Below are 14,834 nucleotides of genomic sequence, written 5' to 3'. Positions count from 1 at the left end.
ACCATCAATCCGCGGACAACCTCGACGTTCCGGAATGCCATGGTCTTTAGTGTTGAAATGACTCGGAAATCGACTTTCGGAACGAGTCAATGCACGCGGGGATTGATGCAGGTCCTCCCGAGGTATGTACCATGGCCCGACGCTCCTCCGCCGCCGCGTCCGAAACATTCGATGCGCTGGCGACCTACCGGTCCAAGCGCGACTTCACCCGGACGGCCGAGCCATCCGGAGCGACGAAGCCGACTTCGGGGCACGGCTTTCTCGTCCAGAAGCACGAGGCGACGCGCCTGCACTATGACTTTCGGCTCGAGCTCGACGGCGTGCTGAAAAGCTGGGCGGTGACCCGTGGCCCCAGCCTCAATCCCGATGACAAGCGCCTGGCGGTCCGAACCGAGGATCATCCGCTCGACTACGCATCCTTCGAGGGCACCATACCCAAGGGCGAATATGGTGGCGGGACGGTAATGCTGTGGGACACAGGCACGTGGGAGCCGATCGCTGGCAAAGACCCCAGCAAGACGCTTCTCGAAGGCCACCTCCACTTCATCATGCATGGGGCTCGGATGAAGGGCGAATGGATCATGATCCGCCTCAAGCCCCGCGGAAAGGAGAAGGGCGAGAACTGGCTGCTGCGCAAGGTCGCAGATGACCATGCCGCAGGCTCGGACGACCTCGTCTCCACCCACCTGACCGGGGTCACGAGCGGGCTCAGCATGGCCGAGATCGCTGCAGGCACGACCTCGAAGCGAAAGGCCCCCCCCCGCGGCGAAGGCCGCAACCAAATCCAAGGGCGCGGCCTCATCCAGGAAGAGGGAGCCAGCCCAAAGTCCCCCGCCGTTCCGAGCGGTTCAGCTGGCCACGCTGGTCGACAGCGTGCCGGCCGGCGATCGCTGGATCCACGAGATGAAGTATGACGGCTATCGCACGCTGGTCGCCGTCGGTGATGACGAGACGCGCGCCTACACACGCTCTGGCCTCGACTGGTCGGATCGATTCCCGACGATCGTCGGCGAGGCGTCCAAGCTCGACGTGAGAAGCGCCCTGATCGACGGCGAGGCCGTCGTGCTGGACCCGGACGGGTGCTCGAGCTTCCAGGCGCTTCAGGGCGCGCTCAAGACCGCACCCGGCACGATCGACTATTTCGCCTTCGACCTGCTCGAACTGGACGGCGAAGACCTCACCGATCTCCCGTTGCTGGAGCGGAAGGAGAAGCTGAAGGCGATCCTGCCGCCGAACTCGACCGTGTTGCGATATTCGGATCACATCCAGGGAAATGGCGAAAAGCTGCTGCACAACTTTTGCGATGCCGGACTCGAGGGCGTCATCTCGAAGATCGCGTCGGGCAAATATTTCGGGTCGCGCAGCGGCAGCTGGGTGAAGACCAAGTGCATAAAGCGACAGGAGTTTGTCGTCGTCGGATGGACGCCGTCTGACAAGAGCCGCGCATTTCGCTCGCTGATCCTCGGCGTCCACGAGGACGGCAAGCTCAGATACACCGGTAAGGTCGGAACCGGCTTCGACACCGCCGAGCTGCTCAGGCTCATGGGAATCATGGCGCCGCTCGAGCAGAAGACCGCGACGGTCGACGCGCCCAGGGCCGAGGTCCGCGGCGCGCACTGGCTGAAGCCCAAGTTGGTCGCCGAGATCGCCTTCACAGAGATGACCCACGAGGGCACGCTCCGGCATCCGAGCTATCTCGGCCTGCGTGAGGACAAGAAGGCCGAGGCCGTCGTACTCGAGAAGGAGCAGCGGGCCTCAGCCCTTCCCGAGGCCGCGACGAGCAGCGTCAAGGTCAGCAACCGCGAGCGGGTCATTTATCCTGAGACGCACATCACCAAGGGTCAGCTCGCAGACCATTATGCCGCAGTCTCGGAGATCATGCTGCCTTGGGCCGGGAGCCGTCCGATCAGCCTGGTCCGCTGTCCGCAGGGGCGTGCCAAGAAGTGTTTTTTCCAGAAGCACGATGCCGGCAGCTTCGGCGACCATGTCCATCACGTCGGCATCGCCGAGAAGGATGGGCACGAGGAGCCCTATCTCTACGTCGACGACGCGGACGGTCTCGTCACCTGCGTGCAGATGGGGACAGTTGAGTTTCATGGTTGGGGCGCGCGGATCGAGGATGTGGAAAAGGCCGATCGGCTGGTGTTCGATCTCGATCCCGACGAAGGCCTCGACTTCGAAGCCGTCCGTACCGCGGCCTTCCACTTCCGGGACATCCTGCAGCAGATCGGCCTCGCGACCTTTCCGATGATCACCGGCGGCAAAGGCGTGCACGTGATCGCACCGCTCGTGCCCCGCGCCGAATGGCCCGAGGTGAAGGATTTCGCCCATCGGCTCGCACAAGCTGTAGCCCAGAGCGATCCCGAGAACTTCACGGCCGCGCTGCCGAAGGCGCAGCGCAAGGGCCGGATTTTCGTCGACTATCTCCGCAACCAGCGCGGCGCGACGGCGGTCATGCCCTATAGCGCACGCGCCCGACCGGGCGCCCCGGTCGCGGCGCCGATCTCCTGGAAGGAGATGGAGACGATCGAGACCCCTGCCCGCTTCCACATCGGACATGCGGCGGAACTCGTGAAGCGGGCATCCTCCAAGGCGCTCGCAGGCTGGGGGCGGGCCGACCAGTCGCTTCCGGATCTGTGAGATGAAGGATCGAAGCAGGCGATCGCTGGTCGCTACGACATCCGGTCGATCCCGACGATGATCCTGTTCTGCAAGGGACGGCAGGTCGCCCGCCTGATCGGCGCGATGCCGGAGCGCGCGATCGTCGACCGGGCGCGCAGCGCCGCACGATGACAGCCAGCGCCGGCAGCCATCCGGTAACGCCCGACGGTCGCTATTTCGTGGTGCGCGGTCGCCTGTGGCGGATGGCGAACCCGGCATTGGCGCCGGAGGAACGGCACCGTTTGGTGCGCGACCTGATGATCGCGCGCCTGACCGTGCGCGATGCGCGAAACGACCAGGACGAGCCCAGCGAGAAGATCGCGCACACCGCGGTCGACGTTGCCAAACGGGCGCTCGGCGAGCGCGGACCCGCTTGGTGGGGCGACGACGCCCCCGACTATAACCGGCATATGGCGCGCAATACGCCCTACGCCGACTGGTTCGCCGATCTCGGCTGACGGCGCCGCTTAGGGGGTTTGTCCGCCAGTTCGATCCACACCGGGGCGTGGTCGCTGGTCTTTTCCCAGCCTCGCACGTGGCGGTCGACCTGTGCGTCGACGAGCCGATCGGCGAGAGCCGGGCTCAACAGGAAGTGATCGATGCGAAGGCCGGCGTTGCGGGCATATGCGTTCCGGAAATAGTCCCAGAACGTATAGATCGTCTCATCCCGATGGACCGATCTCAAGGCGTCCGTCCATCCCTGCTCAAGGAGCTCGAAAAAGGCGGCCCGGACCTCGGGGGCGAAGAGGGCATCATCCAGCCAGCGCTCCGGCTTGTAGACATCGCGATCGGTCGGCATCACGTTGAAGTCGCCGGCGAGAACCATGGGCGCGCCCGTTTGGAGCAACGTCTTCGCATGCTCGATCAGCTGGCGAAACCAGGCGAGCTTGTAATCGAACTTCGGCCCTGGGCGCGGGTTGCCGTTCGGCAGATAGAACCCGGCGATCAGAACGCCGTTCACCGCGGCCTCGATGTACCGGCTTTGCGAGGGATCCGGATCGTCCGGCAAACCGCGTCGGGTCTCATGGATCTCCCCGATCCGGCTCAACATCGCGACGCCGTTCCAGCTTTTCTGGCCGTGCCAGATGACATCGTATCCAAGCTTGCGCACCGCTTCTTCCGGAAACTTGTCCTGGGGCGCCTTCAGTTCCTGCAGGACGACGACGTCCGGCTGCGCCTCTTCAAGCCAGCGCAAGAGGACTGCCAGTCGGCCGTTGACGCCATTCACATTGTAGGTTGCAATCTTCACATCGAACAGACGCTGCTGCGCGGGCGGCGTTCCGCCCGCCTGAAACAACGCCTATGTCCTCACCACCATTGTAGCGGCGTCGGCGACTTAGTTAGAGAGTCCAATCCTTCCCGACGCCCCAGCACACCTTAGCTTGCCATCCTGTCGCCCATGATGGCATCGGCGCACTACAAATCGCCCAGACACGTAAAGGCAGATCAGAATGCAGATCATCGTCCGCGACAACAATGTCGATCAAGCACTGCGCGTCTTGAAAAAGCGGCTCCAGCGTGAGAGGGTCTACCGCGAGATGAAGCTTCGCCGGCACTATGAAAAGCCGTCAGAGAAGCGCGAGCGCGCTGCGGCTATCAGCCGTGCTCGGAAAGCTGGCCGCAAGCGGGCCGAACGGGACAAGTAATCCTCTGCAGAACGGCCGTTATTTCGATAAACCGTCGTTATTCACTTTGCAGTGAATAAGCGCATGCCTGTGGCTTTCGGGGGATTGAAGCGGCGCGATCCGATCGCGCCGACCCTTGGCAATTTGGAACTTGATCGTGCCGCCTTTGCTTGGACACCGAGGCTTCGGCTGACCACCGCCGATCCTGCCGGCCGCCTTCGCGCCGCGTCCCGAAGTTTCTTTCTAAGGCCCCTGCCATGATCACGGTCCATCATCTCAATTTCTCGCGGTCGACGCGCGTGCTCTGGCTGCTCGAGGAGCTGGGCTTGAAGTACGAGCTGATCGCCTACGAGCGCGATCAGAACTTCCGTGCCCCGCCGGCGCTGGCCACCGTCCACCCGCTGGGCAAGGCGCCTATCCTCGTCGACGATGATCTGGTGCTCGCCGAATCCGGCACGATCCTGCGCTACCTCGAGCAAAAATATGGCGATGGGCGGCTGGTGCCGGCGCCCGGCACGCCCGATCGCGCGGTCCATGATGAGTGGCTGGATTTCGTCGAGAGTTCGGCAGCGCTTCCCGCCATGCTAACGCTCCTTGGCGCGAAAACTGGTGGCCTGTCGGCGGGCCTCGCCGGCTTTACGGCGCCCGAGCTGCAGAAGACCCTCTCCTACATCTCCGATCGGGTGGCGGATCGCACCTATCTCATGGGCGATCGTCTGACCCTAGTCGACATCCAGATGAGCTACCTGCTGGCGACGCTCCGCAACGCCAAGCAGCTGGACGCTTTCCCGGCGGTGGCCGCATATCTCGGCCGGTTGGAGGATACCGCCGGCTTGAAGAAGGCGATCGAGGTCGGCGGTCCGATGTCGCCGGGCGCGCGTGCTTGAACGGCGATCGATGCGGGACACGGCAGCCATGTTAGACGGCCCTCGCCTCCCGCCACTTTCGAGAAGCAAACCGAGCGCATTGGTGGTGCTCGTGCATGGCTACGGCTCTAACGGTGACGATCTGATCTCGCTTGCCGCGATGATCCAACCGACACTTCCGACCGTCGCTTTCGTGGCACCCAACGCCCCGTCGCTGCTGCCACATATGGCCGATGCTCGTCAGTGGTGGCCGATCGAGAGTTTCTCGGCGACGGAGCGTGCGACGGGTGCCGCGGCTGCCGCGCCGGGTCTCGATGCGTTCCTGACGAAGGAGCTGGAAGATGCCGACCTCGGGGCCGATCGCCTCCTGCTGGTCGGGTTCAGCCAGGGCACGATGATGGCGCTGCACGTCGGCTTGCGCCGTGCGAACACCCTGGCAGGGATCATCGGCATCTCGGGCATGCTCGTCGCGCCAGACTCCTTGCACGCCGAGATCCGCAGTCGTCCACCCGTGCTGCTGATCCATGGCACGGCCGACGATGTCGTGCCGTTTCGGTCGCTGGATCTGGCGACCAAGGCATTGACCGCCGCACAGGTGCCCGTCGAGACGCATGTCTCGAAGGGCGTGGGCCATACGGTCGGCCAGGACGGGCTCGCCGCCGCCGCGACGTTCGCGGCACGGGTGCTCGTCTGAAAGACTTTCCGGGAGCGATGGCCGAACCCATATTCGCGTGATGTCCGCCGCGTTCGCAGATCTCTTCGATACCCCGCTCCTCCCGGGCCTGGCGTCATCGGATGCTTTCCTGAGCGAGACCGAAGAACAGGCGCTGATCGCGCAGATCGACGCACAGACGCTGGAGCCTTTCCGGTTTCAGGGCTGGCTCGGCAAGCGCCTCACGACATCGTTCGGCTGGTCTTATGATTTCGATCGCGGCGCGTTCGATCGGGCCGATCCGATCCCCGAGTGGCTGAAGCCCGTCAAAGCGCGCGCGGCTGCGTTCGCCGGCCTTCCCGATGACGACCTCGTCCAGGCGCTCCTCATCCGCTACGATCCGGGCGCCGGCATCGGTTGGCACCGCGACCGCCCGGTCTTCGAGCACATCGTCGGCATCTCGCTGGGCGTGCCCGCGACGATGCGTTTCCGGCGGCACCGCGGTGGCGGGTTCGAGCGCGTCTCCGCGCCGCTTGCGCCCCGGTCGGTCTACCACCTGAGCGGCGAAGCCCGGCACGAGTGGGAGCCTAGTATCGCCGAGATGGAAGTGACGCGCTGATCGATCACGTTCCGAAGCTTTTCGGAGCGCGGGCTGCGCGCGCGCGACAGTTATGAGACGACCATGGCAACGACATCGACCGACGCCCTGATCGTCGCCTGCCCGCATTGCGCGTCGCTCAACCGGGTGCCGCGCGAGAGGATCGGGGCCGGCACCTGCGGGCGCTGCAAGAACGCGCTCTTTGCTGCCAAGCCGGTCACGATCACCGCCGCCAATTCCGACGCCCATGCGTCGCGGTCGGACCTGCCACTGCTGGTCGATTTCTGGGCCTCATGGTGCGGCCCATGTCGTCAGATGGCTCCCGCATTCGAGGCGGCCGCCCAGCAGCTTGAGCCGTGGGTGCGGCTCGGAAATCTCGATACCGAAGCCGAGCAGGCCATCGCAGGTCGCTATGCTATTCGGTCGATCCCGACGATGATCCTGTTTCGCAAAGGGCGTGAAGTAGCGCGGCAGTCCGGCGCGATGCCGCAGCGAGCGATCGTGGATTGGGCGCGCAGCGCGATCTGACCTGCGGGGAAAGCGGATACAGGCCTGTTGGGTGCTGTCAGTCTAATGCGAACCCGTCTCCACCCGATGCGGTTCGGTCTTTGAGGCTGGCAGCCTAGCTCATGAGGAGCTGCCACTCAGCCAGGGCGGCTAAGCGGCGAAGCTTATAGGTCTGGCGATCGACAAGATGGCGTTCGAGATTGAAGTGGTTGTGGACATTTGCATGGACTGAGGCGAACTTCTGGAGCCTCGCCATTCGTCGGAACCGCAGCATCGCCCGTTATCGTCGTCGGAACGGCAGATGGCTGTTCTCAACTCGGTTGTTGGCCCAGCGGCCGACCTCCTGCTTGTCCTCGTTGCCGAGCTCGGTCATCGCGGCGCGATAGGAGCGCAGCCCGTCGGTTATGACGGCCTCCGGCGAGCCATGACGCTTCAGCGCCCTCTTCATGAAGCGAAGCGCTGCGCCCTTGTCGCGCCCTTTGGTGACGTAGCTTTCGAGGATCTCGCCCTCGTGATCGACGGCTCGCCAGAGGTAGACCATCTCACCGTTGAGCTTCACGTACATCTCGTCGAGGTGCCAGCGCCAATGGCGGAAGCCCCGCATGCGAGACACCCGCTGCCGACGGATATCGCCCGCAAACATCGGACCGAAGCGTTTCCACCAATGTCGCACCGTCTCATGGCAGATGTCGATCCCGCGCTCGGATAGCAGGTCCTCGACGTTCCGCAGCGACAGCGGGAACCGCACATACATCATCACCACGAGGCGGATCACCTTGGGTGACGAGTTGGGTAGCGGAACGAGCTCTGTGGCTTGCGAGGACGAGGCATCTAGCCCCCTACCCAGCCCCTCCTTGCCGAGCGGTGCATTTGGTCTGACAGCGCCGTCTACGGTCTAGACACAAAAGCGGCCGTTCGCGGCATGCTTGGCAATTACCAATTCCAAATCGTCTTTCATGCCGACTCTCCGGCGCGCCATTGCAATGGTGGTGACTTGATCGACCTCGATCTAGACCGGAGGGACTTTTGCAACGCCCGTCGGCCCGGCCTCTCGCAGACCGCGCGCATAAGAACCAAAAATTCGGATCAGCGTCTTGATCTCCGGATCGGTCACCGCTCTGAGCGCCTCCTTCACTGTGAACCAGCGGCGTTCGCGCTGATGCATCTCCTGCCACACAGATAGCTCGTCGACGACTTCCAGTGGATAAGCCTGAACGAGGAGACTCTCGCCCAAAGGCGCGCGATTGCCTGCTGGTTGCCGATAGCTCCCAATCGGCTCGTGGCCGATCCGTCCGAGAACACCCGCCTCCTCGAAAGCTTCGCGCTCTGCTGATCGGCTTGGCAGCAATCGAGCGCCTATCTTACCTTTGGGAATGATCCAGCGCCGCCTGGTTCGCGAACGGATGAGCAGCAGAGAAACCCCGCCTGCGTCATCGATCCGATAGGGTATCGCTGCCGATTGAAGCATTACCAAAGAGAGACAATTCCCATCATCTCATCCTCATAGAATATGACACTTTTATGACAACCAGTTTTGTGATGGCGTCTAAGCATATGCCGACACAACGGACGAGCTTTCGGCTTGCTCCGCCCGCTGCGATCAAGCTCGATTGATTATGCCGCAACGGCCCCCGCCAAGACGCCGCGACCTTCAGGACTTAAAGATGGTCATTCAGAACCGCCTTCCGGCTTGCCGTCGAAACCGATGAAAGACCACTGATGGTCGACCTCACCACCGCAGACATCTCCGACAGCGCCGGCGCCCAGAACATCGTTGCTGCGATCCGCAAACGCTGGCCGTGTGTCAAGCATCTCTTCGCCGACGGCGCCTATGATCGTACCCACCTCATGGAAGCAGCGGGTGCTGTCAGTCTAATGCGAACTAGTCTCCACTGGATGCGGTTCGCTCTTGAAGGGCAGCGGCCTAGCTCGCGAGGATCTGCCACTCAGCCAACGCGGCCGAACGGCGAAGCTTATAAGTCTGTCTGTCGACGAGGTGGCGTTCCAGGCTGAAGTGATTGTAGATGTTAGCGTGGATCGAGGCGAACTTCTGGAGCGACCTCATCTGCCTGAACCGGAGCATCGCGCGCTCTCGTCGTCGGAACGGCAGGTACGAGTTCTCGACCCGGTTGTTCGCGTAGCGGCCAATCTCCTGCTTTTCGCGGTTGCCAAGCTCGTCCATCGCCGCTCCATACGAGCGCAAGCCGTCGGTCGTGATCGCCTGCGGTGATCCATGGCGCTTCAGCGCCTTCTTCATGAGCCTGAGCGCGACAGCCTTGTCTCTGGCCTTCGTGACGTAGCTCTCGAGTACCTCACCTTCGTGATCGACCGCGCGCCAGAGATAGTGCGTCTCGCCGTTGATCTTCACGTAGACCTCGTCGAGGTGCCACCTCCAATGGCGGAACCCGCGCATCCGGCTCGCGCGCTGGCGGCGGATGTCGCTGGCGAACAGCGGACCGAACCGGTTCCACCAGTGCCGCACCGTCTCATGGCTGACGCCGATGCCACGCTCGAACAACAGGTCTTCCACGTTCCGCAACGAGAGCGGGAACCGCACATACATCATCACCACTAGCCGGATCACCTCAGGCGAGGAGTTGAAGTGGCGGAATGGGCTCGCAGATCGGGGTTTGTAGCGGCGCATGGCGCACCTTAGCCGTCCCCTTGAGCCTGGGGCAATTTGCTCTGACAGCTCCCTTCGAGGTGCTGCCGCGCCGCTCGGTGGTCGAGCGGACCTTCGCCTGGATCTTCAAGAATCGACGCCTCGTCCGTGACTACGAGCAACTCACCGAGGTTGCCGAGACCCTCATCACCATCGCGGCCTCCGCCACCTTGCTACGCCGTTGGACGTGAGCAGGCACCCTTCTCAAACGCGCTCTAAGACGCTGATACCCGCACGCAACGTTACGCAGTTTGCGCCCCGCCCTGCCTTAGCTTCCGGCGGTGAGCAGCGATTGGCAATTGTCCAGCGCGCGCTCTGTCTCGGCTGTGTAGGAGAAATCGACCTACGCCGAGCATGGCGGAGCAAGCAACTTCAATTGGCCTCGACTATCGCCTTGGCTTTGGCTACCACTTTTTCGAAACTGGTCTGCATGGCTTGCCGCCGCCCAGCGCGCGCCTCATTAGCGAGGCGGGACTGGTCGTAAACCGCGGTGTATGAAATTTGGGAACGATCGGCCGCCAACGGCTGGACCGCCAGCGTCCCGTGAAAATCCAATCCTACGTTGGAACCTGCAATTTGCCCATAGGTGTAGGATTGGGCGGTCTGCGCAAGCATCGGCTCCAAAACCGCCCCGTCGCGGAGGCTACGTACCGTACCCAGGGCGCCGCTCCCGGTGGCGTACGTGCAAGGCATATCGAACAGCTTGGTGAGACCCGCGCAATAGTCGCCGATAGTAGCCCAAGCTCTGACCGCGCTCACGTTAACATCTGCCGTAGCGCGGACGACCGTATAATCGGCCGCCTGCGTTGCCGTGTTGAGGGCCATTGCCGCGATAAATCCAAGCAGTCGCATGCCGGTTCTCCAATCGTAAAAACATTCCTTTCATACCCGCGATCCAACTGCCAAGCAGCACGCATTTGTCGCGGCCTGACAGGGCCCCCGGTTTGCCGGGAAAGGCGGCTGATACGCCGCCGCATTTGCGATCAATACCCAGCCGACATTACGAGAAAACAACGCTGATTAACAGGGTCTGCTAGACCAGTTCAGCTTCTCTGCATCTTCGCCTGTTTATCTCGTCGTATTGCACAAACTAATGATGAGTGTGGTGAATCATGGCGCACCAGTCGATCATGATCGCGGCTTTGGCAACCGTCGCCGCCACTTCGTTCCCCGTCGGCGATCGAAGAATCGCGATCGGAAGCGGCGACGACCGCCAAGGCCACGAGGCCAGCATGGGTGCGGTGATCTCCCAGGCTACCTGGATTGCAGGTATGACCACGATCAAAAAAGGTAATTGCTGCGGCGTCCGCTGCCGCGCCCTTTAACAGGAAGGAAACGCCTATGACCCGCAAGATGTCACTGCTAACCATGCTGGCGGCGTCCGCCGCCGGTACGATTGCCGCGAGCTCGGCTTCTGCCCAGAGCCTTGGCCTCTACCTTGAGCCAAACTACCCGCCGGTCTACTACCCGCCGAGCTACCAATATGGATACGGATACAGCTATGATCGCCGCGCAGCATGGGCGGCGCGTGAGCGTTGGGAGGACCGTCAGCGCTGGGAAGCGCAGGAGGCACGCCGCCGCTATTGGGACGAGCGCCGCGAGCGTCGCTGGCACGAACATGAAGAGCGCGAAGAAGACCGGTAAGGCGCGGCCGCCGCGCTCTCGCAACGTCGGCGGCGTCCTCACCACTTTAAAGGGTGGCGGCGTTTTGCCTATTCCGATTAGCCTAACGCTGGTCAACTTAAAACTTTGACGCGTCAGGCCGATCTGCTGCACCTGCCGTTTGCACTCGCGTACCTATGCGAGCAACACGCAGAGCAACCGTCCGCAGCTGGTCCGTTTCGCTTGATAGCACGCGCTCGGCTTGCTTGACCGGCATAGTGCGACGACGCAAGGCGGTTCTTCAGTAGACCTTCTTGGCGCGGAGTGGAGCTGGCTATTCATCCGAGCGGGATTCACTTGAAACCGTTTGTAATGTTTATACAATATCCATTTGACGCGGGGGGTGCACCGCGTGCCGAATATGACGAGGAGCGTGCATGAACGAAGCAATCCGAGGAGCGTTGTCAGCGTTCCTGCGGCGGCTGCTTCTCAGGTCCGTGCTGTCGATCGAGGAGCGGAGCGCGGTGCTCGGCCTTCCCGGCAACTCCATGCAGCTTCGTTCCCATTACGACGTCGCGTTTCCAGGCCGGAAAAGTGAGTTCGTTTGCTTGGTCGCCGAAGGACTTCTGGCGCGAAGCGATCTGGGGGCCAATGGCGCGCGGCAGATCACGAGCCTCTATATTCCTGGCGATATGTGCGACTTGATCGCCAGCGTCCTGCCCGATGTGAGCTGGACGGTCGCAACGGTCTCTTCATCCACCGTCGTGGAGGTGCCGCGCGCTGCGCTTTTAGCAATCGCGGCGGAATATCCCGCGATCGCGCAAGCACTGTGGCGGGACACAGCAGTCGACGCCGCCGGCCTTGGGAAATGGATCGGCCTACTTGGTCGCAGAGACGCTCGTGAGAGGGTGGCACATCTCTTTTGCGAGATGGGCCGACGCATGGAACAGATCGGCGCAGGTTCGCGATGGTCATTTCAGTTACCGATGACACAGGAGAAACTTGGGGAAGTCGTAGGTCTGACTGCCGTTCATGTAAACCGTATACTGCGGGCCTTTCGTGAGACTGAAATAATGACTTTCAAAGCTGGAAGGGTGAAGGTAACAAATGGCCGTCTTTTAGATGAAATAGCTGAGTTTAGCTCGGAATATTTGATGATTCCCAACTACAACTTATAGTCCTCATATTGATAAGACATCAATATAAAGCCTCAAGACAAGATTTATCCTATGCGCCGCCCACACACCGCATCATGGCGTCGGCGCGCGTCTGGCTTATAGGTATGGCAGTTATCAAGTCCGGTCGGGAGCCAACAAGCCCCCTACGCGGGACGCTGACAAACACGCTCTTATCAAGCGATGTCCGCATCATCTCCCTCAGAGACGATAGCTCATGCCCCGACGCCGGCGTCTGCTCTTTAGGTCGTGAATGCCGTCAAATTTAGGTAGGGCGTGACGTGCTCCCCATTTCTCCTCCAGTCATAACTGGAGTCCGGGGTCATCATCGTGCCCATGTGGGCGGGGTTGCACAACCCGCTTGGCAGCATCGGCGGGCGTCAGCCCGCCTATCCCGCTATGCGGTCGCACATGGTTGTAGTCGTCGCGCCAGCTGCTCAACACCGAGCGGGCGTGGCTCAACGACGCGAACAGCGTCTCGTTCAGACATTCGTCGCGCAAGCGACCATTAAAGCTCTCGACGTAGCCGTTTTGCTGCGGCTTGCCCGGCGCGATGTAATGCCACTCGATCTGCCGGTCCTGCGCCCAGCGCAGGATCGCCAGGCTCGTCAGTTCGGTCCCGTTATCGCTGACGATCATTAGCGGCCTGCCGCGCACCGCGATGATCGCGTCCAGCTCCCGTGCGACCCGAGCGCCCGACAGCGACGTGTCAACCGCCAGCGCGAGGCTCTCGCGCGTGAAGTCGTCGACGACGGCGAGGATGCGGATACGCCGGCTGCACACCAGCGTGTCGCTCACAAAGTCCAGGCTCCATCGCTGGTTCGGGCCTTGCGGTAGCGTCACCGGTGCCCGCGTGCCCATCGCTCGCTTGCGACCACGCCGTCTGCGCACCCGTAGATTCTCCTCGCGATACAGCCGCAGCAGCTTCTTGTGGTTCATGACCAGACCCTCGCGCGCCAGCATGATCCCCAGCCGCCGGTAGCCGAAGCGCCGACGTTCGAGCGCGATCTCGCGAAGACGCGACCGCAGGTCGCCATCATCACCACGCCGATGCGCATAGCGCATCGACGACCGATCCACGCTGAGGATGGCGCAGGCCCGACGCTCGCTGATACCGAAGGCCTGCCGAACATCTTCGACAGCCCTCCGGCGAGCGGCAGGCCTCACCAGTTTTTTGAGGCAACCTCCTTCAGCACCGCATTGTCGAGCATCGCATCGGCCAACAGCCGCTTCAGCCGCGCGTTCTCGTCCTCCAGCACCTTCAGCTTGCGCGCCTGCGACACGTCCATGCCGCCATAGGTCGCCTTCCATTTGTAGAAGGTCGCGCTGCTCACGCCGTGTTTGCGGCACACGTCCGCGGTCGACGATCCAGCTTCCTGCTCACGCAGGAGCCCTATGATCTGCTCCTCGCTAAACCTGCTGCGCTTCATCTCCGTCCTCCTCAATGAAGGACTCTAGCTCAAAATGGAGGAGTTTCAGGGGAGCACGTCAGGATTCGCCGACTTGTTACAAATCGAGGCGGGAGCGGATCACGCAGGATTGATCCGCGAACGCTTTCTTTTCGCGCAAGCATTCAAATCTCACCTCGTGCACGAGCATGCCCAGATCGTGAGCCTGTCAACCACCAACGCGACATTCGTTTATGAAGTAATGCAACGAGGTAAAATAATAAGGGAATTGCAGGGCGACTACAGCGCGCATGTCCGTTATTGGACGCCACAACGCATTAGTACTGAGTGGCCAAGCTATCGCACGGCCGTGCTTGCGCTACAAACGCGCCTTCAACGCTTCATGCTGTGGGAAGAGGAAAATCTACCGATATATATGTGATGGGGCCCGGCACACGTGTCGATCGAACATATATCGTACGTAATTTAGCGATGCGCGATCCCGTCAGATTGTGAGTTAACGAGGCAAAGACAATTTATAATATGCGTCGCCCACCCGCTGAACAGTCCGCCGGGTGACATCCCTTCAAACCAAGCCGGGGAAATCGGCATGACCGAACCATCTGTGACCCGTCTCAATCTGCTGCGCTGCGGTTACCTCCTCTTAATCCTTGGCTTGGGTTCGCAGATGGCGCCTGTGCTCATCGCGCGCGGCCCCGCGCTGGAAGTAATGCACGGCATCGTTCTTTCGATGCTGTGCGCGCTTGGCCTGCTTTCGATCCTGGGCTTGCGATATCCGTTAAAGATGTTGCCACTGCTCTTCTTCGAAATGACGTGGAAGCTGATCTGGCTGGTCCGGATCGCAGTCCCGCTTTGGACGGCGCACCGGATCGACGACGCTGTGGCGAGCACGCTCGTTGCGGTGCTGATGGTCGTGGTGTTCCCATTTATCATCCCCTGGGGCTATGTGGGCCGCACCTACTTCGCTGCGTCGGGGGACCCGTGGCGGTCTCGTCCAGGCGCAGTGACGATCCGCTGATCAGCGGCGGCGAGAGCAGCTATGGAAAAAGCAGACGTTCAGAATTTCCGACGGCTCGT

At 61.9% G+C, this 14,834-nt stretch carries 17 protein-coding genes and 4 pseudogenes; 15 read left to right on the top strand and 6 right to left on the bottom strand.

Annotated features, from left to right (window positions below):
* The first annotated feature begins 131 nt into the window (after positions 1–131).
* From ligD to K8P63_RS05275, 3 genes and pseudogenes are all read left to right on the top strand, one after another.
* Positions 132–2,640, top strand: a pseudogene (gene ligD / locus K8P63_RS05280) (DNA ligase D).
* A gap of 57 nt (positions 2,641–2,697) precedes the next feature.
* Positions 2,698–2,793: a hypothetical protein gene (locus tag K8P63_RS20960; RefSeq protein WP_398288478.1), complete on the top strand. Its 96-nt coding sequence runs from the start codon at positions 2,698–2,700 to the stop codon at positions 2,791–2,793.
* Complete coding sequence (locus K8P63_RS05275) at positions 2,790–3,119, top strand: hypothetical protein (RefSeq protein WP_223798790.1); 330 nt, start codon at positions 2,790–2,792, stop codon at positions 3,117–3,119. The genes K8P63_RS20960 and K8P63_RS05275 overlap by 4 nt, the downstream gene beginning before the upstream one ends.
* On the opposite strand, the gene xth is transcribed toward K8P63_RS05275, so the two are convergent.
* A complete protein-coding gene (xth, locus tag K8P63_RS05270; RefSeq protein ID WP_223799744.1) occupies positions 3,089–3,910 on the bottom strand; it encodes an exodeoxyribonuclease III in 822 nt (273 codons plus the stop codon). The genes K8P63_RS05275 and xth overlap by 31 nt on opposite strands.
* A gap of 202 nt (positions 3,911–4,112) precedes the next feature.
* Here xth and rpsU point away from each other — a divergent pair, with 202 nt between their 5' ends.
* From rpsU to trxC, 5 genes are all read left to right on the top strand, one after another.
* The gene (rpsU, locus tag K8P63_RS05265; protein ID WP_223798789.1) at positions 4,113–4,307 is read left to right on the top strand and encodes a 30S ribosomal protein S21; all 195 of its coding nucleotides are present in this window, start codon (positions 4,113–4,115) and stop codon (positions 4,305–4,307) included.
* Between the two features lie 236 nt (positions 4,308–4,543).
* Positions 4,544–5,173: a glutathione S-transferase family protein gene (locus tag K8P63_RS05260; protein WP_223798788.1), complete on the top strand. Its 630-nt coding sequence runs from the start codon at positions 4,544–4,546 to the stop codon at positions 5,171–5,173.
* An 82-nt stretch (positions 5,174–5,255) separates the two neighbouring features.
* Positions 5,256–5,846 (top strand): alpha/beta hydrolase, encoded by a 591-nt coding sequence (locus K8P63_RS05255; protein WP_263282717.1) that lies wholly within the window; start codon positions 5,256–5,258, stop codon positions 5,844–5,846.
* A 40-nt stretch (positions 5,847–5,886) separates the two neighbouring features.
* Complete coding sequence (locus K8P63_RS05250) at positions 5,887–6,423, top strand: alpha-ketoglutarate-dependent dioxygenase AlkB (RefSeq protein WP_223798787.1); 537 nt, start codon at positions 5,887–5,889, stop codon at positions 6,421–6,423.
* Positions 6,424–6,486: 63 nt separating this feature from the next.
* Positions 6,487–6,930: a thioredoxin TrxC gene (gene trxC / locus K8P63_RS05245; RefSeq protein ID WP_223798786.1), complete on the top strand. Its 444-nt coding sequence runs from the start codon at positions 6,487–6,489 to the stop codon at positions 6,928–6,930.
* A 94-nt stretch (positions 6,931–7,024) separates the two neighbouring features.
* On the opposite strand, the pseudogene K8P63_RS05240 reads toward trxC, so the two are convergent.
* Positions 7,025–7,740 (bottom strand): annotated as a pseudogene (locus tag K8P63_RS05240) (IS6 family transposase).
* A gap of 178 nt (positions 7,741–7,918) precedes the next feature.
* Positions 7,919–8,377: an NUDIX hydrolase gene (locus tag K8P63_RS05235; protein WP_223799742.1), complete on the bottom strand. Its 459-nt coding sequence runs from the start codon at positions 8,375–8,377 to the stop codon at positions 7,919–7,921.
* Positions 8,378–8,598: 221 nt separating this feature from the next.
* Here K8P63_RS05235 and K8P63_RS05230 point away from each other — a divergent pair.
* Positions 8,599–8,769: pseudogene (locus K8P63_RS05230) on the top strand (transposase); the annotation flags it as partial.
* Positions 8,770–8,833: 64 nt separating this feature from the next.
* On the opposite strand, the gene K8P63_RS05225 reads toward K8P63_RS05230, so the two are convergent.
* Positions 8,834–9,553 carry an IS6 family transposase gene (locus K8P63_RS05225; RefSeq protein ID WP_223798785.1) on the bottom strand — a complete coding sequence of 240 codons (720 nt, stop codon included), beginning with the start codon at positions 9,551–9,553 and terminating at the stop codon, positions 8,834–8,836.
* Positions 9,554–9,606: 53 nt separating this feature from the next.
* On the opposite strand from K8P63_RS05225, the pseudogene K8P63_RS21070 reads away from it, so the two are divergent.
* Positions 9,607–9,762, top strand: a pseudogene (locus tag K8P63_RS21070) (transposase); the annotation flags it as partial.
* 181 nt (positions 9,763–9,943) lie between these two features.
* On the opposite strand, the gene K8P63_RS05215 reads toward K8P63_RS21070, so the two are convergent.
* On the bottom strand, positions 9,944–10,423 hold the full coding sequence (locus K8P63_RS05215; RefSeq protein WP_223798784.1) for an SRPBCC family protein: 480 nt from the start codon (positions 10,421–10,423) through the stop codon (positions 9,944–9,946).
* A gap of 260 nt (positions 10,424–10,683) precedes the next feature.
* Here K8P63_RS05215 and K8P63_RS05210 point away from each other — a divergent pair, with 260 nt between their 5' ends.
* The 3 genes from K8P63_RS05210 to K8P63_RS05200 all read left to right on the top strand — a co-directional run bounded on the left by K8P63_RS05210 (position 10,684) and on the right by K8P63_RS05200 (position 12,351).
* Complete coding sequence (locus K8P63_RS05210) at positions 10,684–10,896, top strand: hypothetical protein (protein WP_223798783.1); 213 nt, start codon at positions 10,684–10,686, stop codon at positions 10,894–10,896.
* Between the two features lie 16 nt (positions 10,897–10,912).
* Positions 10,913–11,215: a hypothetical protein gene (locus K8P63_RS05205; protein ID WP_223798782.1), complete on the top strand. Its 303-nt coding sequence runs from the start codon at positions 10,913–10,915 to the stop codon at positions 11,213–11,215.
* Between the two features lie 395 nt (positions 11,216–11,610).
* Complete coding sequence (locus tag K8P63_RS05200) at positions 11,611–12,351, top strand: Crp/Fnr family transcriptional regulator (RefSeq protein ID WP_223798781.1); 741 nt, start codon at positions 11,611–11,613, stop codon at positions 12,349–12,351.
* A 300-nt stretch (positions 12,352–12,651) separates the two neighbouring features.
* Here the strand turns inward: K8P63_RS05200 and K8P63_RS05195 are convergent.
* Positions 12,652–13,778, bottom strand: a protein-coding gene (locus K8P63_RS05195; RefSeq protein WP_223796261.1) for an IS3 family transposase whose coding sequence is annotated in 2 segments (ribosomal slippage) — positions 12,652–13,526 and positions 13,526–13,778 — 1,128 coding nt in all. Because the reading frame shifts where the segments join, the coding sequence is not laid out codon by codon here.
* Positions 13,779–13,812: 34 nt separating this feature from the next.
* Here K8P63_RS05195 and K8P63_RS05190 point away from each other — a divergent pair.
* Both K8P63_RS05190 and K8P63_RS05185 read left to right on the top strand, forming a co-directional pair.
* A complete protein-coding gene (locus K8P63_RS05190; RefSeq protein ID WP_223798780.1) occupies positions 13,813–14,178 on the top strand; it encodes a hypothetical protein in 366 nt (121 codons plus the stop codon).
* Between the two features lie 168 nt (positions 14,179–14,346).
* Positions 14,347–14,775: a hypothetical protein gene (locus K8P63_RS05185; RefSeq protein ID WP_223798779.1), complete on the top strand. Its 429-nt coding sequence runs from the start codon at positions 14,347–14,349 to the stop codon at positions 14,773–14,775.
* Positions 14,776–14,834: the final 59 nt, after the last annotated feature.

The sequence above is a fragment of the Sphingomonas nostoxanthinifaciens genome (genome assembly GCF_019930585.1).
Classification (GTDB): domain Bacteria; phylum Pseudomonadota; class Alphaproteobacteria; order Sphingomonadales; family Sphingomonadaceae; genus Sphingomonas_I; species Sphingomonas_I nostoxanthinifaciens.
The sequence above is the reverse complement of the archived record's forward strand: the minus strand, read 5'-3'. Positions and strand labels throughout refer to the sequence as shown.